Genomic DNA, 26974 nt, shown 5'->3' with positions numbered 1-26974 from the left:
AAATTGTGACGTAAACTGGCAATCCTATAAGTGTTTATCACAAAATAGTTAACGTGCTAAAATGAAATTTGATATATGTCAACAGAACCGTAGATTTATCAGCAGGCAAAATCCGTGCTTACTGTTATGTTGCTGTTAATAAGGTTAAACTGTGCGCCACTTTGAGCGCAGTTAAATTAGCGCCACGCTCATCCGCTAGCAGTACCTCTAAGCGGGTAGAGAAAGAACACCAGTAACGCCTTTACGTACTTGAGTCTGATGTTGAGCGAGAGCGTAGTTTACCTCGATAAGCTCCAGGGAAATACCCGGAATAACTGGCGTTGTAGCCAGCGGGCCAGCAGGGTATGACAGCGACTTCTGTACTTCCGATTTCTATAATTTAAGTTGGCAATTTTAGGTAGCAAACATGCAGACGCCGCACATTCTTATTGTTGAAGACGAGCTAGTAACTCGTAATACCCTCAAAAGCATTTTTGAGGCGGAAGGATACGTTGTTCACGAAGCCACTGATGGCGCAGAAATGCACCACATTTTGTCAGAAAATGACATCAATCTGGTGATCATGGACATCAACCTGCCAGGAAAGAACGGCCTGTTGCTGGCACGTGAACTGCGTGAGCAGGCCACCGTTGCCTTGATGTTCCTCACCGGTCGTGACAATGAAGTCGATAAGATTCTCGGTCTGGAAATCGGTGCGGATGACTACATCACCAAACCATTCAACCCACGTGAATTGACAATCCGCGCGCGTAACCTGCTGTCACGCACCATGAATCTGGGCAGCGGCACTGAAGAGCGCCGTCTGGTGGAAAGCTATCGCTTCAACGGCTGGGAGTTGGACATCAATAGCCGTTCTCTGATTAGCCCCGCTGGCGAACAATACAAGCTGCCGCGCAGTGAATTCCGCGCCATGCTGCACTTCTGCGAGAACCCAGGCAAGATTCAGTCTCGTGCAGAGCTGCTGAAGAAAATGACGGGTCGCGAGCTTAAGCCGCATGACCGCACCGTTGACGTCACCATCCGCCGTATCCGCAAGCACTTTGAATCGACTGCGGACACGCCGGAAATCATCGCGACGATCCACGGCGAAGGCTACCGCTTCTGTGGCGATCTGGAAAATTAATTCCTCTCAGCCGGAACAGGCATCTGCTCCGGCTGTTTTCCCGTCTTACCGCTCGTTATTCACTCTTTCCCCACGGCATAACCGGCACCGCGCTTAACGCATTTTTCGGCGATCCATCGACTAAGCGATCGGAGTAAGCAAGGTAGATCAGCGCATTGCGTTTTTGATCGTAAAAGCGAACAACCTGCAATTTCTTGAAAACCAGCGAGGTTCTTTTCTGGAATACTACAGAACCGCGGTCACCGGCGTTTTTGATTTTATCGGACAACGTAATCGGCCCAACCTGCTGACAGGAAATAGCCGCGTCCGACGTGTCTTCCGCCAGCCCTAATCCGCCCTTGATTCCGCCCGTTTTGGCTCGGCTAATGTAGCAGGTCACGTTTGAGACATCCGGGTCGTCAAACGCTTCCACCACGATCTTATGGTCTGGCCCCAGCAGTTTAAAGGCAGTATCGACAGACCCGACCTCTTCCGCGCTGACGACGCCAGCGGTGGATAGCAATAGCAGACCCGCTCCCATGATGCGTTTTATGTTCATATTCCAGGCCTCGTGACAATCATGACAAACGATTAATAACCACAATTAAAAAGAGGATGTACAAAATAAACCACTATAGTCATCCTCCTTATCCAAATTACCTGCGGAATATTTTCAAAAATCTTCGGCAGTACCAAAGTGAAAATATTGCTATGATGCGGGATCTCAATACGCTCGCGCCCAATGTGTTTGATGAGGAAGATTATGGATCAAGCCGGTATTATACGTGACTTGCTTAACTGGCTGGAAAGCCATCTCGACCAACCGCTATCACTGGATAATGTGGCGGCGAAAGCGGGTTATTCCAAGTGGCATCTGCAAAGAATGTTCAAAGACGTGACAGGCCATGCCATTGGTTCATATATCCGAGCGCGGAGATTGACCAAAGCGGCGGTTGCACTTTGTCTGACCAGCCGCCCTATCCTTGATATTGCTCTGCAATACCGTTTTGATTCACAACAGACTTTTACCCGCGCGTTCAAAAAGCAGTTTACCCAAACGCCCGCGTCTTATCGTCGTTCCGATAATTGGAATACTTTCGGCATTCGTCCGCCGATCCGGCTCGGCGCGTTTACCCTGCCACAACCGGAATTTGTTACCCTGCCAGAAACACAGCTTCTTGGGCTAACGCAAACCTATAATTGCCGCCTGGAACAGATTTGTAACTTCCGTACGGAAATTCGCGTTCACTATTGGCGTCAATTTTTAGGTGAAACCTGCTCCGTTCCCCCTGTGCTTTACGGGCTGCATCATTCACGGCCGAGCAAAGAGAAAGACGACGAACACGAGGTGCTCTACACCACCGCGCTGGAGCCACAGTATCTACCGGATGATGTCCATACGGGCGAGCCGATCACGCTACCGGGCGGCGACTACGCGATGTTTGTCTTTGAAGGGCCGAAAGACGAGCTACAGGATTTCATTATCACGCTGTATGACACCTGTCTGCCGACCTTCCAACTCACGCGCCGTAAAGGATTTGATGCCGAACGCTTCCATCCAGACGGCACAAAGCGAGATGACATTCCCGCGATCATCCGCTGCGAGTATTTTATCCCTATCCAGCACCCAGAGCCGCTCTCAGCGCTGTAACTCATCCAGTGCCGGAATATCCAGATGAGAGATATCTCCGGCCGTTTCCACCACCCATCCCGGTGCAAGCCACGGACTTTGCTGATAATCGATGCGCGACAGGGAGCAGTTGCGTAAGCGCAAACGCCGCTCAGCCGAGGCGGGTAACCCCAGAACCGTACTCAGCAGGCACCCCAGCGCCATCCCATGACTAACCAGCAAAGGACGACTTCCCGCAGGCAGCGCCAGACAACGCTCCAGAACGCCGTGCATGCGTCGCGCCACATCAGACATCGATTCGCCTTCCGGGATACGGCCATCGGGCGTGCCATCCACCAGCCCTTTACGCCACCCTTCCTCCTCGGTGCTCAGCGAATCCAGATCGCGCGCTTCCAATATGCCCATGTTCAATTCACGTAATCCGGGTTCCAGGATTATCTGGCAATTACCACAGGATTTAGCGATGATTTCTGTCGTCTGACGCGTTCTTCCGAGATCGCTGGTAAAAATATGCGTAATCCCTAACGTCCTGATTCGTTCAGCAACTTGCTGTGCCTGTTGCTCACCTCTTGGCGTCAGCGCACTGTCCGATTGACCTTGAATACGTCGAGCCACATTCCATTCTGTTTCGCCGTGGCGAACAAGATATACCTGTAACATGGTTATTTTCCGTTATACTGCGTCAAATTAACTAAAGGTACGAAACTGTTATGTATCACGTTGTTGCTGCAACTACCAACCCGGCAAAGATTAAGGCTATTACGCTAGCATTCACCGATGTCTTTGGTGCAGAGAACTGCCGCATCGAAGGCGTTGACGTCGATAGCGGCGTCCCGCGTCAACCTCTTGGTTCTATCGAAACCCGTACTGGCGCCAGAAACCGCGTCATGATGGCACGTCAAGTGCGGCCGGAAGCCGATTTTTGGGTCGGTGTCGAAGCAGGTATTGAAGAAAGCATGACGTTCGCCTGGATGGTGATCGAAAACACCCACCTGCGTGGCGAATCACGCTCTGCCAGCCTGGTCCTTCCAGAAAGTATATTACATGGTATCCGTGAAGGGCGGGAATTAGGCGATGAAATGGAACGTTTGACGGGCGTTCAGAATATTAAACATAAAGGTGGTGCCATCGGCGTCTTCACCGACGGCAAACTGTCACGTACCAGCGTGTATCATCAGGCGCTGCTGCTGGCACTGGTGCCGTTTCATAATCCGATCTATCAGATTCCCGTTCAGGCCGCAAAACCGTAACGGTTACGCGTCGTCACCCAACGGTTTATCTGCCGACAGCAACTGCGCTTCCAGCCAGCTTTTTAACGCGGGGGGCGCGGCTTTCAGGCTATTTGAACCGCGCGTGATGGTAGCAATCCCCGCGCCTAACTCGCTTTTCAGCTCACGCTGACTCATTTCACCCCGCATCAGTTCCTGCACAATTCTCACTCGCGTTCCCAACGCAGTACGCTCGTCCGGCGTCAGTAGCAGTTGGAGCAACGGCAATTGCAGATCCTCCGCAATAGACTGCTGCAATAGCGCGACAAAGCGTAGCCAGTGCTCATTGTCTTGTTCAGAAAGTGCCGGGTCGAGAAGCGATAACGGAGTCATAACGGGCTGCCATACTATTTAACTAGTACGGCAGCATAACACAATTTCAGGTGACGATCGCAACGCCGCGTCTCAATAACGCCGCTGCCATTCCGCATCTGTCAGCACGTTGGCGGGCTGGTGCAGGAAATAACGATAGAAGACGTCATAAGCCAGCACATTTTTCACGTAGCCCCGTGTTTCCGAAAACGGAATACTTTCGATGAACGCAACGGGATCGATGCGCCCCGCACTGTTTCTCAACCAGGTATTCACGCGCGATGGCCCAGCGTTATAAGCCGCGGAAGACAGAATGCGGTTACGGCCAAATGTCTGGTACACGTACTCCAGATAGCTCGTTCCCAACAGAATATTGGTTTCAGGATCGAACAGCTGGCTGCTGTTCGTATAGAACGTGATATTGCTCATTTTGGCAGTATGCTGTGCCGTGGCTGGCATCAACTGCATCAAGCCTGATGCGCCAACCGGGGAACGTGCTTTCGGGTTCCAGGCGCTCTCCTGACGTGCGATCGCCATCGCATAGCTTTGGCTAATGCCTTTCCCCTGCGTTTCACGGCGGAATTCATCATTCCAGGCCAGCGGGAAACGTTCTTCCAGATGATCCCACAGCTTCGCGACAATCGTTGCCTGCACGCTCAAATCCGCCCAGCGCTGTTCAAACGCATAGCGAGCCAGCGCTTCCTGCTGCGGTTTGCTGCGGTTCGCTACCAGCCCGACCCACTCGCTGCGCGCCAGATTATCCATCTGCCAAAACATCAACTCCCGCACACGGGCAACTTCCGGTAGCTGGGTCAAAGAAGGATCTGGCTTCACCGCTGTCATGATCGTAATGGGGTAGCGCTCGTTGAGCTTCTGCGCTGCCGCCATAGGATAGAACCCGCGCTCCTGCATCAGGCTGCGTAATAGCGTCTCACCTTCCTGACGCTTGCCCTGATCCAACAGCACCACCGCGCGCCAGTAACGCCATTCATCTTTCTGTAACGCCTCTGCCGGCAAGCGCGCCATCCAGCTCGTCAGCCCCTGACGATCGCCAGCGCCCAACGCCATCCGTACACGGCGTTCCAGCAAGGTGGTCGATGTACTCCGCCGCACCACGCCATCCCGCCACTGTGCCTGCTCTGAGGTGGCATCGTTGCCCATCAACCGCCAGGCAATAGTTTCTTCCATCTCCTGACGTTCTGCGGCGCTCATTTTCTGTAGACGGACAATCACTGGCAGCATCGAACGGGCATTATCGGCATCCTGACGCGCCGTGCGCGTAAAGGCCGACAGCGTGACTTTCCGGGTGAAATCCGTTGGCCCGACGCTACGAGCGAAGCTCTCCAGCGAATTCGGATCGTTCTGGAGTTTTAGCAGCGCATCGCCCATCGTTTTATAATCGTCGGGTAACTGTTTGATGAGGTAACTCACCAGACTACTGCTGCCTTCATCCATCGCCAGACGCGCGCGTTCCAGCGTCGTCAGCGGCGTCTGTTCGCCCGCCTGCTGCCAGGCTGAGAAGAGTTTATCGCATACGGCAGGGAGCGAACGCCCGGTCAGCCAGATATCACGCGTGGCTTCCCACACGCCCTGACGCTGACCAGTGGCCCACTGGGCATAATAAAAGTTACAGCGGGCGCTGACCGGTTTCGGTGGCTGCGGACTAAATGCCAACAGCCCGATCCAGTCCTGACGACGCGCCAGTTCATTCACAAAGCTGGTGTTGAGATTACGGGCGGGCGGCAGCGTCGGATGCGTTGCCATAAACTGTCTCACCTGCGTCGCGCTGACCTGGCTCAGGTCCTGCGTGAGCGAGCGGTATTCAAGATAAGGATAAAGCGGGTAACTGCGCAGCGTCGGCATCAGCTGCGCTACCGTGTCCATTTGGTTGCTGTCCCATGCTTGCTTAACCTGCTGATAGCGCTGACGCTGTTCGTCCAGAGAATCCGCCAGCACATGGCCGGAGGCCCCAGCCAGACATATCGCCGCAACGGCGTACCACCAATGACCCGCTTTCATCACCTGCATTAACCTCATCCGTTATCGAACTTGCTATCGGCATCCTTCATCGTATCGATACCCCTATCCTATACCCAAAATAATTCAAGTGGCGTGAAGGCGGCAACCGCATGAATCCCCAGGAGCTTACTCAGGTAAGTGACTGGGGTGAGTAAGGGCAGCCAACGCACAAGCAACTTGAAGTATGACGGATATATCGGGCAGATCCAGTGTGGCACATCATGCCAGACAACGATACGTCGATCCGCAAACCGATTCTGAAATTCATCAGGCGGGTCTATCTCTCAGATCGGCCATGGCAAATCGCCGGATAGCTGGGATCGTGGGCTGAAACCCGCTACACTTCATACTCAAAGTCATGCAATTAGAATAATCAATCCGCTGCCAGGGCATTCCCCGGGCGGCATCACTGAGTATTAAGTAGCACAGTGCTACACATGGTCACCCTATTAGGTTGACAAATCATAGAGATAAGAGAGAGGCGAAGTCGCAACGTGGCTCAATATGTTTATACCATGCATCGCGTCGGTAAGGTCGTTCCGCCGAAGCGTCACATTCTGAAAAACATCTCCCTCAGTTTTTTCCCCGGTGCCAAGATCGGCGTACTGGGTCTGAACGGAGCCGGTAAATCAACGCTGTTGCGTATTATGGCTGGCATTGATACGGACATCGAGGGCGAAGCTCGCCCACAACCTGGAATCAAAATCGGCTACTTGCCGCAGGAACCGCAGTTAAATACGGAGCACACCGTACGTGAATCCGTAGAAGAAGCGGTGTCTGAAGTCGTGACCGCGCTGAAGCGTCTTGATGAAGTCTATGCACTGTATGCCGACCCGGATGCAGATTTCGATAAACTGGCTGCTGAGCAAGGCAAGCTGGAAGAAATCATTCAGGCACATGACGGTCACAATCTGAATAACCAGTTGGAGCGCGCTGCCGATGCGCTGCGCTTGCCGGAGTGGGATGCGAAAATCGCCAACCTGTCCGGGGGTGAACGTCGCCGCGTGGCACTGTGCCGTCTGCTGCTGGAAAAGCCGGACATGTTGCTGCTCGACGAACCAACCAACCACCTGGATGCCGAGTCCGTAGCCTGGCTGGAACGCTTCCTGCACGACTTCGAGGGCACTGTTGTGGCGATTACCCACGACCGTTACTTCCTCGATAACGTAGCGGGCTGGATTCTGGAGCTGGACCGTGGCGAAGGGATTCCGTGGGAAGGTAACTACTCTTCCTGGCTGGAGCAGAAAGATCAGCGTCTGGCACAGGAAGCCTCTCAGGAAGCAGCACGCCGTAAATCCATTGAGAAAGAGCTGGAATGGGTGCGTCAAGGTGCCAAAGGCCGTCAGTCCAAAGGTAAGGCTCGTCTGGCACGCTTTGAAGAGCTGAACAACACGGAATACCAGAAACGTAACGAAACCAACGAACTGTTTATTCCGCCTGGTGCTCGCCTCGGCGATAAAGTGGTGGAAGTCACTAACCTCAGCAAATCTTACGGCGAACGCCAGCTCATCGACGGGCTGTCTTTCTCCGTACCGAAAGGTGCCATTGTCGGCATTATCGGCCCGAACGGCGCCGGTAAATCGACGCTGTTCCGTATGATGTCCGGTCAGGAGCAGCCAGATAGCGGTACAATCGAGCTGGGTGAAACAGTGAAACTGGCGTCAGTTGACCAGTTCCGTGATGCGATGGACAACAGCAAAACCGTCTGGGAAGAAGTGTCCGGCGGACAAGACATCATGCGTATCGGCAACACCGAGATGCCAAGCCGCGCGTACGTTGGCCGTTTCAACTTCAAAGGGGTTGATCAAGGCAAACGCGTTGGCGAGCTGTCCGGTGGTGAACGCGGTCGTCTGCATCTGGCGAAGCTGTTGCAGGTCGGCGGCAACGTGCTGCTGCTCGATGAACCGACCAACGACCTGGATATCGAAACCCTGCGCGCGCTAGAAAACGCCCTGCTGGAATTCCCGGGCTGTGCCATGGTGATCTCGCATGACCGTTGGTTCCTCGACCGTATCGCAACACACATTCTGGATTATCAGGATGAAGGTAAAGTGGAATTCTTCGAAGGTAACTTTACCGAATACGAAGAATACAAAAAGCGTACGCTGGGTGCCGATGCGCTGGAACCACACCGCATCAAGTACAAGAAGATCGCGAAATAAGCCGTTATCGAACGTTATAAATAAATGGCCCGCAATGCGGGTAATGCCAGTCAGTTAAGCGACTGACTGGCATTTTATCTACGGGCCTTACTGTATTTTTGGGGCCTTTCTTTTACTATTCGTGGGAAGGCCCTTTCCCTTCTTATCGGTAATTTCACCAGTTGTCCCTGGCTTTCAAGATCACGCATTAGTTCCGGGATGCGGCCCGGTGAAGCACCCTGTAGTGTCATCAGCATTCGCATCACCATTCCGCACGATTCTGAGAAGCTCAGCTGATTTGGCCAGTATCCTTTCAGATGTCCTGCCATTTTAATCATCTGATATCTTACAAGATTATAGGCCAGTAATACTCCCCATAACTCCTGCTCCACGAGCTCAGGTTTCTTACTTCGCAGTGTCAGCCTGCTCAGTTGCATCGTCTGCTTTATCTCACGGTAGCCCAGCTCGATTTCCCACCGGTGGCTGTACAGGTCCGCCATCTCTCCACCAGGGAAGCGCAGCGCATCCGTCATCGACGTCAGCAGATGACAGACCTTTCCTTTGCGGGTCAGTGTCAGTAGCCGTGCTGTGATTTCCTCCCCCAGACCCGGCCACTTTTTACGGGCCTGTGGACTGGTTTTCAATTTTACCAGATGATCACCTTTACCCAGCTTCCTGACCTCTTCATACTGCGCCCCCTTTTTCAGCGGGATCAGCCAGTGCCGGTGTTTCCCCGCCTGATTCCAGGCATTCAGCAAACCCAGTGCGTAATAGCCTTTATCGAGTAAAGTCAGCGTGTTATCACCTGTCTGTGCTATCAACTGTTCTGCAAGCGCATTTTCACTCTCTTTCATCGTGCCAAAGGCTGCTGCCGTCAGCAGATGGCTGGTCAGCTCCATCTGGCAGACCATTTTTACCTGTGGATAGAGTCCCGGTTTTCCGCCATGTGTCTGGCGCGGGAAGGCGGCATCATTTTCTGGTGTATCCGGCGTTCGCCAGACCACGCCATCCACGGCCAGCAGAGTCAGGCCACACCAGTGTGGATGTGGCGTTTCACTATGCCAGAGCTGTGCAGTTTGTGTGAACACACGGCGAACGGCCTCACTTCCCAGGCGCTGGCGAGCCTGAATCACGGCACTCGGGGCGACAAAGGGACGGTTACCCGGCAGCATAATATCCAGACGGTTAACAATCTGGTGAAGGGGCTCTTTACGTTCAAGCGCCATGCCGACAATGCACCAGACCATCATTTCAAGCGGGAGACGCCGCTTGCGTAGCGTGACCGTGCCGGACTCGGCGAGACAACGTGAGACGAGTTCGGGGTCGAGATAATCCCCCAGAGAAGTCAGTGGGTTACGCAAAGAGTCGTAATGGGATACCAGATCAAGAGCCTGTCCAATGTGCATAAAAAAATCCGGAAACGGGTGAGCATTTCCGGATTTTTACACATCCACTGGATCGGTCAACCGATCCTTAACTGATCGGCATTACCGCAATGCGGGCCATTTATTTCTATCATGCTTCATCTACCGGAAATCAGAACGTTTCCCAGTTTTGATTATCGCTGCCTTTGCTACTGCTTCCGGCAATCGCCATCGCTGGCGCTAAACGCGGTTGCGGTGCCGCTTTTGGCAATGACGCTTTCAGCTTCTGAGCGACGCCAGCCAGTTTAAATACCGCGACAGCCTGCGTCAGACGAGCAGCCTGCTCTTCAAGTGAAACGGCCGCTGCCGAGGCTTCCTGCACCAGTGCTGCGTTCTGCTGCGTCGCGCTATCCATTTCAGACACAGCCTGACTAACCTGCCCAATGCCACGGCTCTGTTCGTCAGAAGCGGAAGCAATTTCCCCCATGATGTCAGTCACGCTGACAACCGCACGCACAATCTCACCCATGGTTGTCCCCGCCTGAGACACGAGCCCTGAGCCCGTTTCCACCAGCCGGCTTGATTCACCAATCAGCCCTTCAATCTCTTTCGCGGCTTGTGCGCTGCGCTGCGCCAAATTACGAACTTCCCCCGCCACCACAGCAAAACCACGTCCTTGCTCACCCGCACGCGCGGCTTCTACCGCGGCGTTCAGCGCCAGAATGTTGGTCTGGAAGGCGATGCTGTTAATAACGGAAGTGATCTCGGAAATGCGTTTTGAGCTTGTAGAAATGTCCTGCATGGTGTCCACCACGCCTTGCACAATTTGTCCGCCCTTCTCCGCTTTTTCAGAGGCATTTTTTGCCAACTGGCTGGCGTGATGAGCATTGTCAGAGTTCTGTTTCACCGTTGCGGTCAGCTGTTCCATGCTCGCCGCGGTTTCTTCCAGCGCGGCGGCCTGCTGCTCGGTACGCGAAGAGAGATCGACGTTGCCCGCTGTGATTTCTGACGATCCCTGGTAGATCGAATCCGCCCCTTCACGCACGATCGTCACCGTATCCGTCAGCTCCGCCTGCATGTTCTGGATATTCGTCCCCAGAATGCCGATTTCATTGCGCCCCATTGCCATCGGCGGCTGCGTCAAATCGCCCGCTGCAATATTCTGGATACGCTCAACCAGTCTGTTGATTGGCGCGAGGATCACATTGCGCACCATGATGTAGGCCATGATCGCCATAATGATCGACAGGGCAAATGAACCTGCCATCATCCAGTAACCCAGCTTGGCATTCTGTTCTGCTTGTAGATTGATATCCTGCGCGGCTTTTGTCAGCTCAGTCACTTTCTTACGCACTGGAACACTGAATGCTTCATCTAACTGACGGGCCACTGTGCTTTCCAACGACACCAGATCTTCAAATTCACCATCACTCGTGGCTTTCTGCATCACAACAATCGCATTATCGCGATAGTTGTTATAAGCCTTGAGGATATCCTCGTCCAAGGCCTTTTCACTCTCCAGTTTGTCTGGGCGTGCGAGATATTCATCCAGACGCTTCTGCGAGGCTCTGACTCGACCAGCAGCCTGATCTGAAGCGGATTTAAACACCTCGTGATCGCTAATACGGTTTGCTGCACCAGCCTGAATAAGCAGCAGTCTGGCTACGCGTAGCTGATCGAGGCTACTGCTGATACCGGCTCGGATATCAGACAATTCATTCGCTTTATCGAGTGAATCATTACTCTGTTTTAAAAAATAACTCGCTGTGCCAATAGAAAGCGCAAATAAAATCAGGATAATTGAAAAAAGAGTAATAAATAACGAAACGAGACGTATATTGTTGATGTAACTCAACTTCTCTTTTTGAATAGACATCGGTTGCATTCTCATTTTCACCATCACTGGTATACATTATCTCTGCCATTACAAGCACGGCAGAGTCCAGATAGCACTGTGACAATAACGCCACGCAGGACCACACCTTTCATAAAAAAGTCAAAAGGAACCAACATTGTTATCGGCATTTTCAATCTAAAACGTACCTAAAATAAGTTGATAGAAATCACGTTTCAATAAAAATCAAAAGATACAAATAAAAATGAAACAAAAATATTGTAGCGACGGCATCACTGCTGCTTTTTCAAAAACGTTGAGTAATCATCCAACGCTCTATGTTGTAAAACAAAGTCGATAAAACACGCTAACGCGGGCGAATTCAGCTTGCGGCTGGGATACACCAGATAAAGCTCGTTAGCTTCCGCCTGCCAATCCGACAAAACCCTGACCAATTTTCCGGACACCGCGTCATCCAGACAGAGAAAATCTGGCAATAGCGTAATGCCAGCTCCCGCAATAGCGCACTCGCGAGCGTAAAGCAGGTTATCGGTGATATGTGCATCGGGCAGTAACCAGCGATAAAGTTCTGAACCGCGATGAAGGAGCCACTCCGTCCAGGCATGATGCGCAATACAGCGGTGCTGTTGAAGCTGCTGCGGATGGAGTAATGCCGGGTGCCGCGCCAGATAGTCAGGCGATGCCAGCAAATAGCGGGGAATCTGCCCAAGCGGGCGTCCAATCAGTGAAGAATCGTGCGGTTTACCGGTACGAAAAGCGACATCAAACCCTTCCTGTACCAGATCGATCACCGCATCTGAAATCAGTACATCCAGCGATACTGCGGGAAAGCGCTGCTGAAATTCAGCGGTCAGCCGCGCCAGCAGCGTGGAACCTAATCCTGCCGGGCTGGTGATGCGTAACCGCCCACTGGGGTTATCGCGCAGACGCTGTATAGCGAGATCGGCACGCTCACTGGCTTGTAGCATCTCCTGACAGTGAATCAGATAACGCTCACCCGCAAACGTCAGATTGAGCTGGCGCGTCGTTCGGTTCAACAGCCGCAGGCCAATCTGCTGTTCAAGCTGGCTAATGCGCAAGCTCAGGCTGGATTTTGCCAGCCCGGCTTTGCGCGCCGCCTGTGTAAAACTGCCACACTCGGCCACCAGCGCAAACAGCGCCATATCCTGCAATTGTTTAAACATGATTGTTCACCTCAAACGAACACTGCATTATTTATTGTCCATCTTATCAGCCCTATCTCAGTGTTCTACACTTGGTTTTATTCAAAGAAGCCAGCCTTATTTACACAACCGCATTCTGAAAATAATGAGGAATAGACCATGACCGTTCATGCGATAGCCGTTGATCCACAACAGCCAGAAAATTTCATCGCCATCACTCAGGACATCCCCGAGCCCGGTGAATACGATCTGTTAATCGACGTAAAAGCCATTTCCGTCAACCCGGTGGATACCAAAGTGCATGCCGGATTGCGCCAGAATGGATTACAGCAGCCTAGAATTCTCGGCTGGGATGCCAGCGGCGTCGTGCTGAAAACAGGCAGCGCCGTTAGCCAGTTTCGGGTAGGCGATGAAGTCTGGTACGCCGGTGATATCACCCGTCCCGGCAGCAACACGACACATCAGTTAATTGATTCACGCATCGTCGCACACAAGCCCGCGTCTCTCGACTGGGCCGCAGCGGCTGCCATGCCGCTCACGACGCTGACCGCGTGGGAAGGGCTGTTCGAGCACTTGAAAATACAGCAGGCTGACAGCGAGAAAACGCTGCTGATTATCGGTGGTGCAGGCGGCGTAGGCTCCCTTGCGATTTCTCTGGCCGCGCTGCGCAGTTCGGTGAACATTATCGCTACTGCATCAAAGCCTGACTCGGCGGAATGGTGCCGCCAGCGTGGTGCGCACAAGGTCGTGGATTACCGTAATTTGGTGGCTGAGCTAGAAAAAGAAGGGATCAAACAGGTCGATTACATTTTCTGTTTGAACGATACCGACGGCCACTGGGAGGCGATCAGCAAGCTGATCGCACCGATGGGGCATATCTGTACCATCGTGGAAAACAAAAACCCGCTCGACCAAACGGCGCTGAAACTCAAAAGCGCGGCGCTACATTGGGAACTCATGTTTACCCGCAGCATGTTTACCACACCGGATATCGCCGAACAGGGGAACATTTTGCACGAAGTCGCACAGCTGGTTGATGCTGGAAAACTTCAGGGAACCGCCAGCGAAACGCTGCAAGGGTTAACGGTAGACACGCTGAAGCAGGCTCACGATAAAGTGCTGGAAGGGCATATGCGCGGCAAGATCGTTATCGCGCTGTAATAACGCAATCAGCCCCTTACGGGGCTGATTAAAACTAACCGATCAATCACACATCAGAACAGCAGACGGGCACGAATGGTGCCTGGAATCGCCTTCATCAGTTGCAGAGCAGTTTGCGCGCCGTCAGTTTCAACATCAATCACCACATAACCAATCTCAGGTGTCGTTTGCAGATACTGTGCGGCAATGTTAATACCCTGCTCAGCAAAGATCTGGTTAATTTTGGTAATGATGCCAGGACGGTTTTCATGGATGTGCAGCAGGCGGCTGGCGCGTGCGCCGTGAACAGGCAGCGATACTTCCGGGAAATTCACCGCAGACAGCGTAGAACCGTTGTCTGAGTATTTCGCCAGTTTGCCAGCCACTTCATCACCGATATTTTCCTGCGCTTCCTGCGTGGAACCACCGATATGCGGCGTCAGCAGTACGTTGTCAAACTCGCACAGCGGCGACAGGAACGGATCGCTGTTGGTTGCCGGCTCTTGCGGGAATACGTCAATGGCCGCACCGGACAGGTGCTTGCTGCTCAGCACTTCACACAGTGCTGGAATATCAACCACCGTACCGCGAGCAGCGTTAATCAGGATAGCACCCGGTTTCATCAGCGCCAGTTCTTCCGCACCCATCATATTCTGCGTGCTGTCATTTTCCGGCACGTGCAGGCTCACCACATCGCTCATATTCAGCAGGTCGGACAGATGGCGCACCTGCTGAGCATTACCCAGCGGCAGTTTGCTTTCGATATCATAGAAATAAACGTGCATACCCAGGCTTTCAGCCAGAATACCCAACTGCGTACCGATGTGGCCGTAGCCGATGATCCCGAGCTTTTTGCCGCGAGCTTCAAACGATCCCACAGCCAGTTTGTGCCAGATACCACGGTGTGCTTTCGCGTTCGCTGCCGGAATACCGCGCAGCATCAGAAGCATTTCACCGATCACCATTTCTGCCACGGATCGGGTATTGGAAAACGGTGCGTTAAATACCGGGATACCGCGTTTAGTCGCAGCCGACAGATCAACCTGATTAGTCCCGATACAGAAACACCCTACCGCGATCAGTTTTTCCGCAGCAGCAAAAATCTCTTCTGTCAGATGAGTACGCGAGCGGATACCCACAAAGTGCGCATCGCGGATGGAGGCTTTCAGCGCCTCAGGATCCAGCGCGCCCTTATGGAACTCGATGTTGGTGTAACCGGCTGCACGCAGGTTATCCAGCGCGCTTTGGTGCACGCCTTCCACTAACAGAAACTTAATCTTGTCTTTTTCCAGTGATACCTTTGCCATTTCCCGACCTTATTTTCAGACATCAAATGTGACAGAGTGCTAAATAGCCTCTGCCAACATAACAAAAATTACGCAGTCAGCAATACAAACGATTGCTTCGCCCGAATCACGCTACAGAGAGGCGCGTCTGATTTATGGCAAAAAATATTGCCAAAGATGAGCATCGCCATATCGACGATAAATAAAATAAGAAAATGTGATATTAAGTACCAAAAATGAGCCGTTAACTAAATAGATTTTTTTAGCTAAAAAATTTCTGACGTGGACGCTCACCACGTCAGAACGATCCCGTACTCATTTAACGACGGTTTTTACACCCTCAGACGTGCCGACTAACGCGACATCCGCACCGCGGTTGGCAAACAGCCCAACGGTCACCACGCCTGGGATACCATTGATGTGATTTTCTACCGCGATCGCATCCATGATATTCAGGTTGTGCACATCCAGAATCACGTTGCCGTTATCCGTCACGACGCCCTGACGATAGACCGGCTGCCCGCCTAGCTTCACCAGTTCACGTGCGACGTAAGACCGCGCCATCGGGATAACTTCAACCGGCAGCGGGAATTTACCTAGCACATCAACCTGCTTGGAGGCATCAACAATGCAGATGAACTGACGCGACAGCGCCGAAATGATTTTCTCGCGGGTCAGTGCCGCACCACCGCCTTTAATCATCTGCATATGGCCGTTGATCTCATCGGCACCATCGACGTAAACATCCAGTGAATCGACTTCATTGGCGTCAAAGACGGGGATACCCAGACTTTTCAGTTTTTCCGTTGAGGCATCCGAGCTGGAGACCGCGCCTTTGATTTGGTGTTTTATCGAACCCAGCGCATCAATAAAATGTGCCGCCGTCGATCCGGTTCCTACTCCCACAATGGTGTCTGGGCGGACATAGTCTAGCGCTGCCCATCCCACTGCTTTTTTCAGTTCATCTTGCGTCATAATCTGCTTCTGGCCTGTAGAATCGATATACGAAAACGTGTGCGTATTATAGAACATGCACGTTGGGGAAAGCGTGCAAATTCACTTCATCGCTGATGCATTATTTCATGCACATCATTTCCCTCATACCGTGCTGAATCGTGATTGCGCACAATAGCCAAAAATAAGATTTCTGCATGGCAAAGCAGCAAAATGTGGCATAGTGAAAAAAACAGACTCATTCAGAGGATTTTGACTTTCATGAAACGCCCGGACTATCGAACGCTTCAGGCTCTGGATGCCGTCATCCGCGAGCGTGGTTTTGAGCGCGCCGCCCAAAAATTGTGTATTACCCAATCTGCCGTTTCGCAACGTATCAAACAGCTGGAAAACTTGTTCGGCCAACCGCTCTTGGTCAGAACCATCCCCCCTCGCCCGACAGAACAAGGGCAGAAACTGCTGGCGTTGCTTCATCAGGTTGAGCTGCTGGAAGAAGAGTGGCTGGGCAATGAAACCAACAGCGATATCCCGCTGCTGCTGTCGTTGGCGGTGAACGCCGACAGTCTGGCAACCTGGCTGCTGCCCGCGTTACAGCCTGTGCTGGTCGATTCGCCGATTCGTCTCAATTTGCAGGTAGAAGATGAAACACGCACTCAGGAAAGGCTGCGCCGGGGTGAAGTGGTGGGTGCGGTAAGTATTCAGTCTCAGCCGCTGCCAAGCTGCCTGGTGGATAAACTGGGTGCACTGGATTATCTGTTTGTGGCCTCGCCGACCTTTGCCGCCCGCTATTTTCCCAATGGCGTGACGCGTTCGGCACTGCTACGCGCCCCTGCGGTCGCCTTCGACCATCTGGATGATATGCATCAGGCTTTTTTACAGCAGAACTTTGATTTGTCGCCGGGCAGCGTTCCCTGTCACATCGTGAATTCATCAGAAGCGTTTGTACAACTGGCGCGACAAGGTACGACCTGCTGCATGATCCCACATCTGCAAATCGAGAAAGAACTGGCCAATAACGAATTAGTCGACCTGACGCCGGGGCTGTTTCAGCGTCGGATGCTCTACTGGCACCGTTTCGCGCCGGAAAGCCGGATGATGAGAAAAGTAACGGACGCCCTGCTCGCACACGGTCATCAGGTACTGCGGCAGTCATAACGTGCTGAGGGTGGGAGTGACGTCGTGATAAAGAACAACAGGCCTGAGCAAGCAGGCCTGTTGTTCCGTCAATGTTGGCACAACGATGGGTTGAAGCTCTCGTTACGGCGTACGCTGTAACTCAAACACGACATCGACCTGATCGTCAAAGTGAATGGTTTGCTGTTCGTAGGTTTGCGCCGCTTCAGTTTGCACCGCCGCATCTGCTGCTTTGAACATCCGGGCCACTGGCATCGGCTGGTAGTTGGCAACGTGGTAGCGAACGCTGTAGATCGGCCCCAGCTTGGCGTTGAAGCCCTGCGCCAACGCGGCTGCCTGACTTGTCGCCTGCTCAATGGCTTTCTTACGCGCTTCATCACGATAGGTTTCTGGATTGGCAACGCCTAATTCTACCGTGCGAATCTCATTCAGCCCCGATTTCAGCGCCCCATCCAGTAGTTCGTTCAGCTTGTCTAACTGACGCAGCGTCACTTCCACCTGACGCACGGCACGATAGCCTTTCAGCACCGAGCCGCCCGTTTTCAGATAGTCGTATTCTGGCTGTGTGCGTAAATTGGCGGCATTAATATCTTTTTTCTCAATGCCATTTTTACCCAGAAAATCAAAATATTGTGCAACACGAGCATCGACCTGCTTTTTCGCTTCCGCCGCATCCTTCGATGACACGCTCACTTCAATCGCCAGACGAGCGATATCCGGCGTCGCATCTACGCTGGATGTCCCTGACGTCACGATATGCGGCCCATCCGGCAGTTCCGCAGCCAGAGCGGCCATCGACATACCGCCAAACCCTACCGCGGCGGCCAGCGCCAGTGCATTTAGCTTCATCATACCTCGCTTCACACTCTCTCCTTACTTATGTTTCGTCACGCACGGGGCTCAGCAGATTTTTCCTGCATCGGCACAGCACGTTCCAGAATGAAAGATACAAGAAGGGTATCTTTTGCCGGACAACATAACGTATTACCGACTCCACACAATATAGGTGAATTTCTGAAACGTGGCGTAAAACGGCGTCATTTATTGCCAACCGTGGCGTGCCAGCTGTAAGGCAATGCCCCACATCACTACGCCGACAAAAAAGTTGATGACCCGCTGTACCCGCGGTGTATTCAGCCACGGTGCCAGCCAGGAGGCCAATAGCGCCAGCGCAAAAAACCAAGTGAAAGAAGCCATCATCGTCCCCAGTGCAAACCAGCTTCGGGCATCACCCGCAAACTGGCTTCCCAGACTCCCCAGCACCACAAAAGTATCCAGATAGACATGCGGGTTCAGCCAAGTCACCGCCAGCATGGTCGCGATAATACGCCAGCGACTTTGCTTCATCACCTCGGCGCTGGCGAGCACAATATTTTTGCTGAAGGCCGTTTTCATCGCTCCCCAGCCGAACCAGAGCAGAAACGCAACGCCGCCCCAGGTCACTGCCCCCAGCAGCAGTGAAGACTGACTAAGCAGCGCGCTGCCGCCAAAAATACCGGCGGTAATCAACACCATGTCACTCAATGCACATAGCAGCGCCACCATCAGATGGTACTGTCGGCGAATTCCCTGATTCATTACGAATGCATTCTGTGGACCCAGTGGCAGAATCATCGCTGCCCCTAACAGAGCGCCTTGTAGAAAAACAGCAAACATGACTTTCCTCGTAAATAAAGCGCCAGTAGCGGCGCATGCGCGATTTCACACGCGCATCATACGAAGGGAAAATCATTAGATGAAATGGATATTTCTAATCAGGCATTAGACATCCTAATGCTTAATCGGGGGTGACAAAACCCAGTTCCAGAGAAATACGCTGGGCAGTCGCGATAACGGGCTTAACCAGCGATTTCATACCGATTTGCTGTAGCTTGGCGGTAGGTAACGATACTGATACCGCATAAGGAACCCGCTGCTGAATATCAAATACCGGTGCGGCAATGCAGGATACGCCAAGCTCATTTTCCTCACGATCCATCGCCAATCCTTTCTGACGAATATCTTCCAGCTCTTCATACATCTTCGGCAGTTCTGTGATGGTATTCCGCGTAAGGGGCTGGATATCACTCTGATGAGTTTGCCAATAGTACGCCGGGTAGTCGCTTTTACCATACGCCATAAAAATTTTGCCCATGGCGGAACAATAAAGCGGCATATGCTGACCGATGTAAGCGCGGGTGCGCATCATGCCCGTCGTCGGCTCCAGCTTGTAGATCAGGATGACATGATCGTCTTCACGGCTGGAAAAGTTTACCGTTTCCCCCACTTCCAGATTCAACTGCACCAGATGAGGTGAAGCGACGTGAATAATATTCAGAGAAGACAGGGCCTTCTGCCCAATGGAGATAAATTTGGTCGTCAGACGATAGCTGCCCGGAGAGGGTGCCTGGGTGACATAACCGCTAGTGTGCAGCCCCTGTAGTAATCGGTGTACGGTACTTTTGTTCATTCCCGCCAGTTCAGACAGATGGGCAAGTGGACAGCCGTTAGGAAAATTGCTCAGAATTTCAATCAATTGTAAACCACGAAATAGACTCTGACTCCCCAGCGGTTTTTCTTTTTGATCGTCTTTCTCATTAACAGCTTTCGGGCTCATAACTGATCTCCAGAATAAGGGGCTAGGCAGTGCTTGCGCAAAAGCTGCTGCAACGCAGTGTGTCGCCGCCATCCATTTCGCTTAAGAATAGCAATGTTACCGCAAGGCCCGTATGAGTTGAAGTGGAACGCCGTTTCATTGTCGGCATGGCTCCCTGAATACGCAACCTTCCCCTGCCCATGAAGTGAGCAGTACATCACAAATACGAAACAATAAAAATAAGGCATTGTTTTTAAATGAAATTAAAAAACCGTTTGCCTTTGATTTAGCACAATCTTCGGTATATTGTTTTTGAAATTGAATTTCGTATATTGAAATATGAAGTTCATTAAAACGACAAAATATGGCTGATTTCATTCCTGCCACACCATATTCAGGGTGTTATACCGCCCAGAATAAACGGGAACAGGTTGCTTACCGATTTTGCACCGCATCACAGCGTGTGCTGAACACAAGGGCGAATCACATGAATCAAATCAATGCGGATCAACCCATACTTGCGCTTAGCCATATCACTAAACGTTTTGGCGGCAACATTGCGGTTAATGATGTCAGTCTTCAGGTCATGCCGGGCGAGGTACTCGCGCTACTGGGCGAAAATGGTGCGGGGAAATCGACACTCATTAAAGTCCTCGCAGGTGTCTACCCCCGTGATGGTGGTGATATTCAATTCCGTGGAACCAGCATAGCGTCAGCCGCAGCGATAAAAAGTGATGGCCTCCAGCCTATTGCGTTTATTCATCAGGATCTGGGGCTGATCGAGTGGATGACCGTGGCGGAAAACATGGCGCTGGTCATGGGGTTCCCACGCCGTTTTGGATTAATTGACTGGCGGGCGATCCGCCGGCATGCCAGCCAGGCGCTACAGGATGTGGGGATCGCACTCGATCCCGATGCCCGGGTGTTTGAACTCTCACGCACGGAAAAATCCCTACTCGCCATCGCGCGAGCCGTCGCCGTGAATGCCGAACTGTTGGTGCTGGATGAACCCACCGCCTCGCTTCCGGCAAATGATGTCCGCCATCTTTTTTCCGTGATTAACCGACTGCGTGCGAAAAAAGTGGGCATGATTTACGTCACTCACCGACTGGATGAAGTGATCGACATCGCCGATCGCGTCTGCGTCATGCGCGATGGCCGCTATGTCGCAGGCGGTAGAACGGCGGATTATTCGCTGCGCGATCTGGTGCAATTGATTGTGGGTGAAGCCATGCCCGGCGATCAGCGCGAACCCTTACCTGCTCCTTCCTCTCCTGTTCTACACGTAAAAAACGTCACTGTAGGCGATATCGGCCCGGTCAGCTTTAGCCTGCAACCGGGGGAAATGCTCGCACTGGCTGGTCTGCGCGGTGCAGGTCAGGAAGAAATCGGTCGTTTGCTGTTCGGACTACGCCAGTGCGACAGCGGAGAGATTCAGTTCCGTGATGAACCTTACCATGCCAGCTCCCCACAACAGGCGATGGCTCACGGCGTATCGCTGGTCGCAGGCGATCGCACCAATGAAAGTCTGGTGATGTCGATGAGCGTACGCGAGAACCTGTTTATCAACCCCTGCGCCAGCGGACATAAGCTCTTTTCCCGCTACAGCCGCCGCGAAGAGATAGGCGCAAGCTGGTGGAAAGTACAACTGTTCGATGTTCGCCCCAAAAACGTCAATATCGACATCAGTGCGTTGTCCGGCGGCAACCAACAGAAAGTGGTGATGGCCCGCTGGATGCACCTCGGCGCGCCACTGCTGATCCTGGAAGATCCCACCGCGGGCGTAGATGTCGGTGCGCGTGCCGAAATTTACCATCTATTGAATAAGTCACTGGCAGAGGGCGTTGCGGTGCTGGTGATCTCCAATGATTTCGAGGAAATCGCCCACATTTGCAATCGCGCACTGGTTTTCAATCGGGGACATGTCGTCGGCGAGCTCAAAAATCAACAGGTCTCTTTCGCCAACTTATTGGAACTGGCATCTGCCAGCACGGCAGAAACCACGGCTTCTGCCTGAATGGCACGTTATTGCACAGGCGAACTGAATCAACAGTAAAAAATTCAGACGCTCACACAGCCTCACCTGTTCGAAGGAAGAAAATAATGTCTAATAAAACATCAGTAAAATCAACGGCGCTAGAGCAACGAGTGAGTCTGACACAGGATGGGGCTGGTCCCTGGCTGATGCAAATTCTGACCCGCTATGGCCTGCTGTTACTGTGCATCGCGCTGGTGATTCTATTTTCACTCGCCACGCCGTCATTCGCTTCCATGTTGACGCTACAGGCAATCCTCTCCAGCAAAGCCAAAATCGCCCTGCTGGCACTGGCCGCAACGATTCCGATGATCGTCGGAAAGATCGATCTCAACGTCGGTTTCGGCATCGTGCTCTGGCACATTCTGGCAATTACGCTTCAGGTGGAATACGGCTTCTCATGGCAGATGGCCGTGCTGACGGTACTGGTCATTTCAGCGCTATACGGCTTGCTCAACGGCATTCTGGTGGCATTGGCCGATATCGATAGCTTCGTCGCCACGCTGGGATCTGGCACCGTACTGTACGCCGTAGCCCTGTGGCATTCGGGCGGCCGCCAAATCGTCGGCGATCTACCTGATGCTTTCATCGCTCTGCACCATACCGAGATCGGCGGGATCCCTATCGTGGCCTTCTATGTCCTGCTGGTCGCCATTGTCTTATGGCTTGTCACGGAACATACGCCGCTCGGCCGCTGCATGTATGCCGTGGGGGGCAATCCGGCTGCAGCACGGCTCAATGGGATTTCCGTTAATCGTTTTACTATCGGTGCCTTCATCACCTCCAGCGTATTGACTGGCTTTAGCGGCGTGTTGATCGCCGCAGAACAAGGGGTCGGACAGGCCAGCGTCGGTATGGATTATCTATTGCCTGCTCTGGTTGGGGCATTCCTTGGCAGTACCACGCTTCGCCCCGGCCGAGTTAACGTCTGGGGAACGGTTATCGGCATCGCCATTCTTGCGATTGGCATCGCCGGTATCCAGCAATTTGGCGGCGAATTCTGGGTTGAACCGTTATTTAACGGAGCCACGCTGCTGCTCTCCATCACGCTGGCAGGCTATGCCCAGCGCCGCCGCTTACTGAATCAAAAAGCCGTACAACGCCGTCAGGCTGACACACCCCAGCGCCACCACCAGGAGCCTTCTCATCAGAAAAACACGCCACCGGAAAACAATAACCATAACGTGACACATCCCTAACAGGAGCACACCCTATGAAACGTTTTTTGCTGTTATCAGGACTGACCACCGTGTTATTAAGCAGCCAGCCAACATGGGCTGACAGCTATCTCGATCAGGCAACGGCAGCCGTTGCAAAAGCGACCGCCAGCAGCACGCAGTGGGACGGCCCGACTCAGGGGCCACAGTTACAGCCGAATAAGAAGATTATTTTTATTGCCTCCGATATGAAAAATGGCGGCGTTCAAGGCGTACAGCAAGGGCTGAGCGAAGCAGCCAAAGCCGCAGGCTGGAAGCTGGAAACGTTGGACGGTGGCGGCTCGGTCAAAGATCAGTTGGCCTCACTCAATCAGGCGATCGCTCAGAAGCCAGATGGCATTGTTATTGGCGGTTGGAACCCGAATGTCGCCAAAATCCCGCTGAAGAAAGCCATTCAACAAGGCATTATTCTGACTGCATGGCATGCCGTACCTGAGCCGGGTCCCCTGCCTAAATACGATATTTTCTACAACGTGACATCCGATTCGAATGACGTCGCCCGCATCGCCGCGCAATACGCCGTCGTAAAATCAGGTGGAAAAGCCAATGTCTTAATCTTTACCGACTCCCTTTATCAAATCGCGCTTGATAAAGCCAATGTCATGAAAGACGAAATCGGTAAATGCAGTGGTTGCAAGGTAGTGGAATTCATCGATACACCGCTCGCCGATACCGCAAACCGCATGCCTGCCATGACGTTTAGTCTGTTGCAGAAATATGGCGACAGCTTCCAGTATTCGCTGGCCATTAACGACCTGTATTTTGATTTCATGGCGCCATCGTTAAAAACGGCCGGGAAAGGCGGTAAAAATGCACCGTATAACATTTCGGCTGGCGATGGTTCCATCTCTGCCTATCAACGTATTCGCTCTGGTGATAGCCAATCCGCCACCGTTCCCGAGCCTCTGAAGCTGCACGGCTGGCAGTTGCTGGATGAGTTTAACCGCGCCTTTGCCAAACAACCGCCTTCTGGTTATGTCACCCCGGCACATTTGGTGACAGCCGAAAACATCGCGAACGATGGCGGTAATAACAACCTGTATGACCCGCAAAATGATTATCAAGGCCATTACCGGGCAATCTGGGGTGTGAAATAAGTGGAGAACCCGGCATGACACAACAACTTGAGCGTCTGTGTTCTCCCGCCATCTGGGCCGAAGGCCCAGTATGGTTGCCGCAGCAGGATGCTGTGGTCTTTAGCGATGTAAAAGGAAACCGGATGTTTATCTGGTCGCGTAATGGCGACGTCGCTCTCTGGCGTTTTCCATCCCACTACGCAAACGGCAATGCACTTGATGCGCAAGGACGCGTCGTGAGCTGCGAGCATGGCCGGCGCGGTATCAGCCGTCGTGAGAATAATGGCGATATTCGCGTCTTGGTTGACCGCATTGATGGGAAACGCTTCAACTCGCCAAACGATGTGGCGATCCGTAGCGATGGCACGATCTGGTTTACCGATCCCCCCTACGGCATTACCAGCGATGACGAAGGCTACAAATCAGAAAGCCAGGTCATTGGCTGCTACGTCTACTGTTTCGATCCGCGCGATGGCTCACTCAGCATCGCGGCCAGCGATCTCCAACGCCCGAATGGGTTGGCATTTTCGCCGGATGAAACACATTTATATGTTGCAGACATGTCGATTATTGATTTCCCAACGCTGGGTCGCCGCGATCTGCGAATTTATCCGGTTGAGGGAAAGCATCTGGGGGCGGGACAGTTTTTTGCCCGCGTAGAGCCGGGCATTCCCGATGGCTTCTGTGTTGATCGCACTGGCAACCTATTTTGCAGTTGCGCTGACGGCATCCTGATTTTTCGTCCCGATGGCCATCAGATCGGCAAAATAGACGTACCGGAGTGTGTATCCAACTGCACTATCGGCGGACCAGAAGGGAATGAACTGTACATCACGGCAACGACGTCGCTTTACCGCATCGGGGTAGAATCGTACCGGTAAAACCACGCCTGTGGGGTAGTTAACAGGGGGGGGAGTCTCTCCCCCTGCTTTCTCACGCCTGTATTCCGCGTACCGCCCAAAATGCGGCACCGATCACAAAGTCACCACATTAAAATAACCACTTGTTTTTCAAACAAAATTTAACCCCCTCTCGTTTTGACTTCATGCAAGCACAGGTATAGCATTTATTTGAAATGCAATTTCGCATAATGAAATATGACGAACAAAAAGCAATCTAACTATCGTCATGGAGACGCGTTATGAGAGTGAAATACAACGACCTTAAGCAACAGTTCAAACGTGTTTTACTGGCGCGCAATGTGGCGGAAGAGACCGCCGATGCCTGCGCGACGCTGTTCGCTGATACTTCCGCCGACGGTGTTTATTCTCACGGTGTAAACCGCTTCCCACGCTTTATTCAGCAGTTGGACGCTGGCGACATCGTACCCGATGCCGAACCCAGCAAACTGCTCTCACTCGGCGCTATCGAGCAATGGGATGCCCATCAGGGCATTGGCAACCTGACGGCTCGCCGCATGATGGATCGCGCCATGCAGTTAGCCGATGCACACGGTATCGGTCTGGTTGCGCTACGCAATGCTAACCACTGGATGCGCGGCGGCGGCTATGGCTGGCAAGCCGCCGAGAAAGGCTATATCGGTATTTGCTGGACTAACTCGATTGCCGTTATGCCACCGTGGGGAGCAAAAACTTGCCGCATCGGTACAAATCCGCTGATCGTCGCTGTTCCCGGCAATCCGATCACCATGGTGGATATGTCGATGTCGATGTTTTCCTATGGCGCGCTGGAGATAAACCGACTGGCAGGCAAGACCTTGCCGGTTGATGGCGGGTTCGACAACGACGGTAATTTGACCCGCGATCCGGCCATTATCGAGGAAAACAGGCGCATCCTTCCCGCGGGCTACTGGAAAGGATCGGCCCTGTCTATTGTGCTGGACATGATCGCCACCCTACTGTCCGGCGGGGCATCTGTTGCGGAAGTCACGGAGGATCATCGCGATGAATATGGCGTGTCTCAGGTTTTCATCGCCATTGAGATCGATAGGCTGATCGACGGTAAAACCCGCGATGAAAAGCTGAAACGCATAATGGATTACATCACCAGCGCCGAGCGTACCCAACCTGATGTCGCTATCCGTCTACCGGGCCATAAGTTTCCACGTATTCGCGAAGAAAACTTGCGTGACGGCATCCCGGTTGATGAACGGGTATGGGCACGCATTCAGGCGCTTTAACAAGGAGACGTCTCATGATCTTCGGTCATATCGACAATACATTTTTTGGTCAGCACCCAGCGCCTGTCGCCCGTGCACTGGCCTACCTGAAAAAAACCGACTTCAGCGTCTTACCAACTGGCCGCTACCTTGATGAAGAGACAGGCTATACCGTCCAGGTACTGGATTTGCACACGCAGACTAAAAGTGACTTACGCCCCGAAGTCCATCGTCACCATATTGATGTGCAATTTTTAGTCAGCGGAACCGAACTGATCGGTGTGGTAACGGATAATGGCCGTAATCCGGTATATCAGGAATGGAACGAAGCACGCGACATCTTGTTCTATCAGGATGTTGATGACGAGTCCTGGCTGACCATGCATGCCGGCAACTTTGCCGTGTTCTTTCCTCAGGATGTACATCGTCCAGCCTGCATTCATGAGCAGCCCTGCGCAATCCGCAAAGTGGTGGTGAAGATACCGATGGCACACTTTCACGCTCCCTAATCGTTTCTGATTTTTCCATGTAACGCGACACATGCCTGCGGGCATGTGCGGGGATTGCTACGCGCGAAAAAGCCC

At 52.7% G+C, this 26974-nt stretch carries 24 protein-coding genes and 1 pseudogene; 12 read left to right on the top strand and 13 right to left on the bottom strand.

What is annotated here, in order from left to right; genetic code table 11:
* Positions 1 to 406 precede the first annotated feature (406 nt).
* Positions 407 to 1123 (top strand): two-component system response regulator ArcA, encoded by a 717-nt coding sequence (arcA, locus tag I2D83_RS03445; RefSeq protein WP_010300511.1) that lies wholly within the window; start codon positions 407 to 409, stop codon positions 1121 to 1123.
* 55 nt (positions 1124 to 1178) lie between these two features.
* On the opposite strand, the gene creA is transcribed toward arcA, so the two are convergent.
* Complete coding sequence (gene creA / locus I2D83_RS03440; protein WP_180776743.1) at positions 1179 to 1661, bottom strand: protein CreA; 483 nt, start codon at positions 1659 to 1661, stop codon at positions 1179 to 1181.
* A gap of 204 nt (positions 1662 to 1865) precedes the next feature.
* Between creA and robA the strand changes: the two genes are divergently transcribed.
* Positions 1866 to 2753, top strand: a complete 888-nt coding sequence (robA, locus tag I2D83_RS03435; RefSeq protein ID WP_015841802.1) for an MDR efflux pump AcrAB transcriptional activator RobA — start codon at positions 1866 to 1868, stop codon at positions 2751 to 2753.
* On the opposite strand, the gene gpmB is transcribed toward robA, so the two are convergent.
* On the bottom strand, positions 2742 to 3392 hold the full coding sequence (gene gpmB / locus I2D83_RS03430; RefSeq protein ID WP_181847230.1) for a 2,3-diphosphoglycerate-dependent phosphoglycerate mutase GpmB: 651 nt from the start codon (positions 3390 to 3392) through the stop codon (positions 2742 to 2744). The two genes, robA and gpmB, sit on opposite strands and share 12 nt — an antisense overlap.
* A gap of 50 nt (positions 3393 to 3442) precedes the next feature.
* Here gpmB and yjjX point away from each other — a divergent pair, with 50 nt between their 5' ends.
* On the top strand, positions 3443 to 3982 hold the full coding sequence (yjjX, locus tag I2D83_RS03425) for an inosine/xanthosine triphosphatase (protein ID WP_015841804.1): 540 nt from the start codon (positions 3443 to 3445) through the stop codon (positions 3980 to 3982).
* 3 nt (positions 3983 to 3985) lie between these two features.
* Here yjjX and trpR read toward each other — a convergent pair whose 3' ends face one another.
* Together trpR and sltY are read right to left on the bottom strand one after the other, a co-directional pair.
* Complete coding sequence (trpR, locus tag I2D83_RS03420; RefSeq protein ID WP_015841805.1) at positions 3986 to 4333, bottom strand: trp operon repressor; 348 nt, start codon at positions 4331 to 4333, stop codon at positions 3986 to 3988.
* 72 nt (positions 4334 to 4405) lie between these two features.
* Complete coding sequence (sltY, locus tag I2D83_RS03415) at positions 4406 to 6331, bottom strand: murein transglycosylase (RefSeq protein WP_370294236.1); 1926 nt, start codon at positions 6329 to 6331, stop codon at positions 4406 to 4408.
* Positions 6332 to 6825: 494 nt separating this feature from the next.
* Between sltY and ettA the strand changes: the two genes are divergently transcribed.
* Positions 6826 to 8493 carry an energy-dependent translational throttle protein EttA gene (gene ettA, locus I2D83_RS03410; protein WP_015841807.1) on the top strand — a complete coding sequence of 556 codons (1668 nt, stop codon included), beginning with the start codon at positions 6826 to 6828 and terminating at the stop codon, positions 8491 to 8493.
* A gap of 54 nt (positions 8494 to 8547) precedes the next feature.
* Here ettA and I2D83_RS03405 read toward each other — a convergent pair.
* The 4 genes and pseudogenes from I2D83_RS03405 to I2D83_RS03395 all read right to left on the bottom strand — a co-directional run bounded on the left by I2D83_RS03405 (position 8548) and on the right by I2D83_RS03395 (position 12875).
* Positions 8548 to 9878 (bottom strand): annotated as a pseudogene (locus tag I2D83_RS03405) (IS4 family transposase).
* A gap of 130 nt (positions 9879 to 10008) precedes the next feature.
* Positions 10009 to 11628, bottom strand: a complete 1620-nt coding sequence (locus I2D83_RS03400; RefSeq protein WP_241007303.1) for a methyl-accepting chemotaxis protein — start codon at positions 11626 to 11628, stop codon at positions 10009 to 10011.
* Positions 11576 to 11806, bottom strand: coding sequence for a hypothetical protein (locus tag I2D83_RS22310; RefSeq protein WP_225182657.1), 231 nt, complete (start codon positions 11804 to 11806; stop codon positions 11576 to 11578). The genes I2D83_RS03400 and I2D83_RS22310 overlap by 53 nt, the downstream gene beginning before the upstream one ends.
* Before the next feature lie 157 nt (positions 11807 to 11963).
* Complete coding sequence (locus I2D83_RS03395; protein ID WP_205947546.1) at positions 11964 to 12875, bottom strand: LysR family transcriptional regulator; 912 nt, start codon at positions 12873 to 12875, stop codon at positions 11964 to 11966.
* Between the two features lie 138 nt (positions 12876 to 13013).
* On the opposite strand from I2D83_RS03395, the gene I2D83_RS03390 reads away from it, so the two are divergent.
* Positions 13014 to 14015: a zinc-binding alcohol dehydrogenase family protein gene (locus tag I2D83_RS03390; protein ID WP_205947545.1), complete on the top strand. Its 1002-nt coding sequence runs from the start codon at positions 13014 to 13016 to the stop codon at positions 14013 to 14015.
* A gap of 53 nt (positions 14016 to 14068) precedes the next feature.
* Here the strand turns inward: I2D83_RS03390 and serA are convergent, their stop codons facing one another.
* Positions 14069 to 15301, bottom strand: a complete 1233-nt coding sequence (gene serA, locus I2D83_RS03385; RefSeq protein WP_015841811.1) for a phosphoglycerate dehydrogenase — start codon at positions 15299 to 15301, stop codon at positions 14069 to 14071.
* Positions 15302 to 15595: 294 nt separating this feature from the next.
* A complete protein-coding gene (gene rpiA, locus I2D83_RS03380) occupies positions 15596 to 16255 on the bottom strand; it encodes a ribose-5-phosphate isomerase RpiA (protein ID WP_015841812.1) in 660 nt (219 codons plus the stop codon).
* A gap of 240 nt (positions 16256 to 16495) precedes the next feature.
* Between rpiA and I2D83_RS03375 the strand changes: the two genes are divergently transcribed.
* Positions 16496 to 17389, top strand: coding sequence for a LysR family transcriptional regulator ArgP (locus I2D83_RS03375; RefSeq protein ID WP_015841813.1), 894 nt, complete (start codon positions 16496 to 16498; stop codon positions 17387 to 17389).
* 102 nt (positions 17390 to 17491) lie between these two features.
* Here I2D83_RS03375 and I2D83_RS03370 read toward each other — a convergent pair whose 3' ends face one another.
* The 3 genes from I2D83_RS03370 to I2D83_RS03360 all read right to left on the bottom strand — a co-directional run bounded on the left by I2D83_RS03370 (position 17492) and on the right by I2D83_RS03360 (position 19964).
* Complete coding sequence (locus tag I2D83_RS03370; RefSeq protein ID WP_205948135.1) at positions 17492 to 18217, bottom strand: oxidative stress defense protein; 726 nt, start codon at positions 18215 to 18217, stop codon at positions 17492 to 17494.
* Positions 18218 to 18409: 192 nt separating this feature from the next.
* A complete protein-coding gene (gene argO / locus I2D83_RS03365; protein ID WP_205947544.1) occupies positions 18410 to 19024 on the bottom strand; it encodes an arginine exporter ArgO in 615 nt (204 codons plus the stop codon).
* A gap of 121 nt (positions 19025 to 19145) precedes the next feature.
* Positions 19146 to 19964, bottom strand: a complete 819-nt coding sequence (locus I2D83_RS03360; protein WP_015841816.1) for an IclR family transcriptional regulator — start codon at positions 19962 to 19964, stop codon at positions 19146 to 19148.
* 466 nt (positions 19965 to 20430) lie between these two features.
* On the opposite strand from I2D83_RS03360, the gene I2D83_RS03355 reads away from it, so the two are divergent.
* The 6 genes from I2D83_RS03355 (at position 20431) to I2D83_RS03330 (ending at position 26899) form a co-directional block, all read left to right on the top strand.
* Complete coding sequence (locus tag I2D83_RS03355; RefSeq protein WP_205947543.1) at positions 20431 to 21960, top strand: sugar ABC transporter ATP-binding protein; 1530 nt, start codon at positions 20431 to 20433, stop codon at positions 21958 to 21960.
* A gap of 86 nt (positions 21961 to 22046) precedes the next feature.
* Positions 22047 to 23177, top strand: a complete 1131-nt coding sequence (locus I2D83_RS03350; RefSeq protein ID WP_205947542.1) for an ABC transporter permease — start codon at positions 22047 to 22049, stop codon at positions 23175 to 23177.
* 14 nt (positions 23178 to 23191) lie between these two features.
* The gene (locus I2D83_RS03345; RefSeq protein WP_015841819.1) at positions 23192 to 24292 is read left to right on the top strand and encodes an ABC transporter substrate-binding protein; all 1101 of its coding nucleotides are present in this window, start codon (positions 23192 to 23194) and stop codon (positions 24290 to 24292) included.
* Positions 24293 to 24306: 14 nt separating this feature from the next.
* Entirely contained in the window at positions 24307 to 25152 is an 846-nt protein-coding gene (locus I2D83_RS03340) for an SMP-30/gluconolactonase/LRE family protein (protein WP_180776734.1), read from the top strand.
* A gap of 260 nt (positions 25153 to 25412) precedes the next feature.
* The gene (gene yiaK / locus I2D83_RS03335; protein WP_180776733.1) at positions 25413 to 26411 is read left to right on the top strand and encodes a 3-dehydro-L-gulonate 2-dehydrogenase; all 999 of its coding nucleotides are present in this window, start codon (positions 25413 to 25415) and stop codon (positions 26409 to 26411) included.
* Positions 26412 to 26425: 14 nt separating this feature from the next.
* Positions 26426 to 26899 carry a NanQ anomerase/TabA/YiaL family protein gene (locus tag I2D83_RS03330; protein ID WP_182100514.1) on the top strand — a complete coding sequence of 158 codons (474 nt, stop codon included), beginning with the start codon at positions 26426 to 26428 and terminating at the stop codon, positions 26897 to 26899.
* Positions 26900 to 26974 lie beyond the last annotated feature (75 nt).

It is taken from the genome of Pectobacterium aroidearum, assembly GCF_015689195.1.
Lineage (GTDB): Bacteria > Pseudomonadota > Gammaproteobacteria > Enterobacterales > Enterobacteriaceae > Pectobacterium > Pectobacterium aroidearum.
Note: the sequence above shows the minus strand (reverse complement) of the source record. Positions and strands in the feature narration are given on the sequence as shown.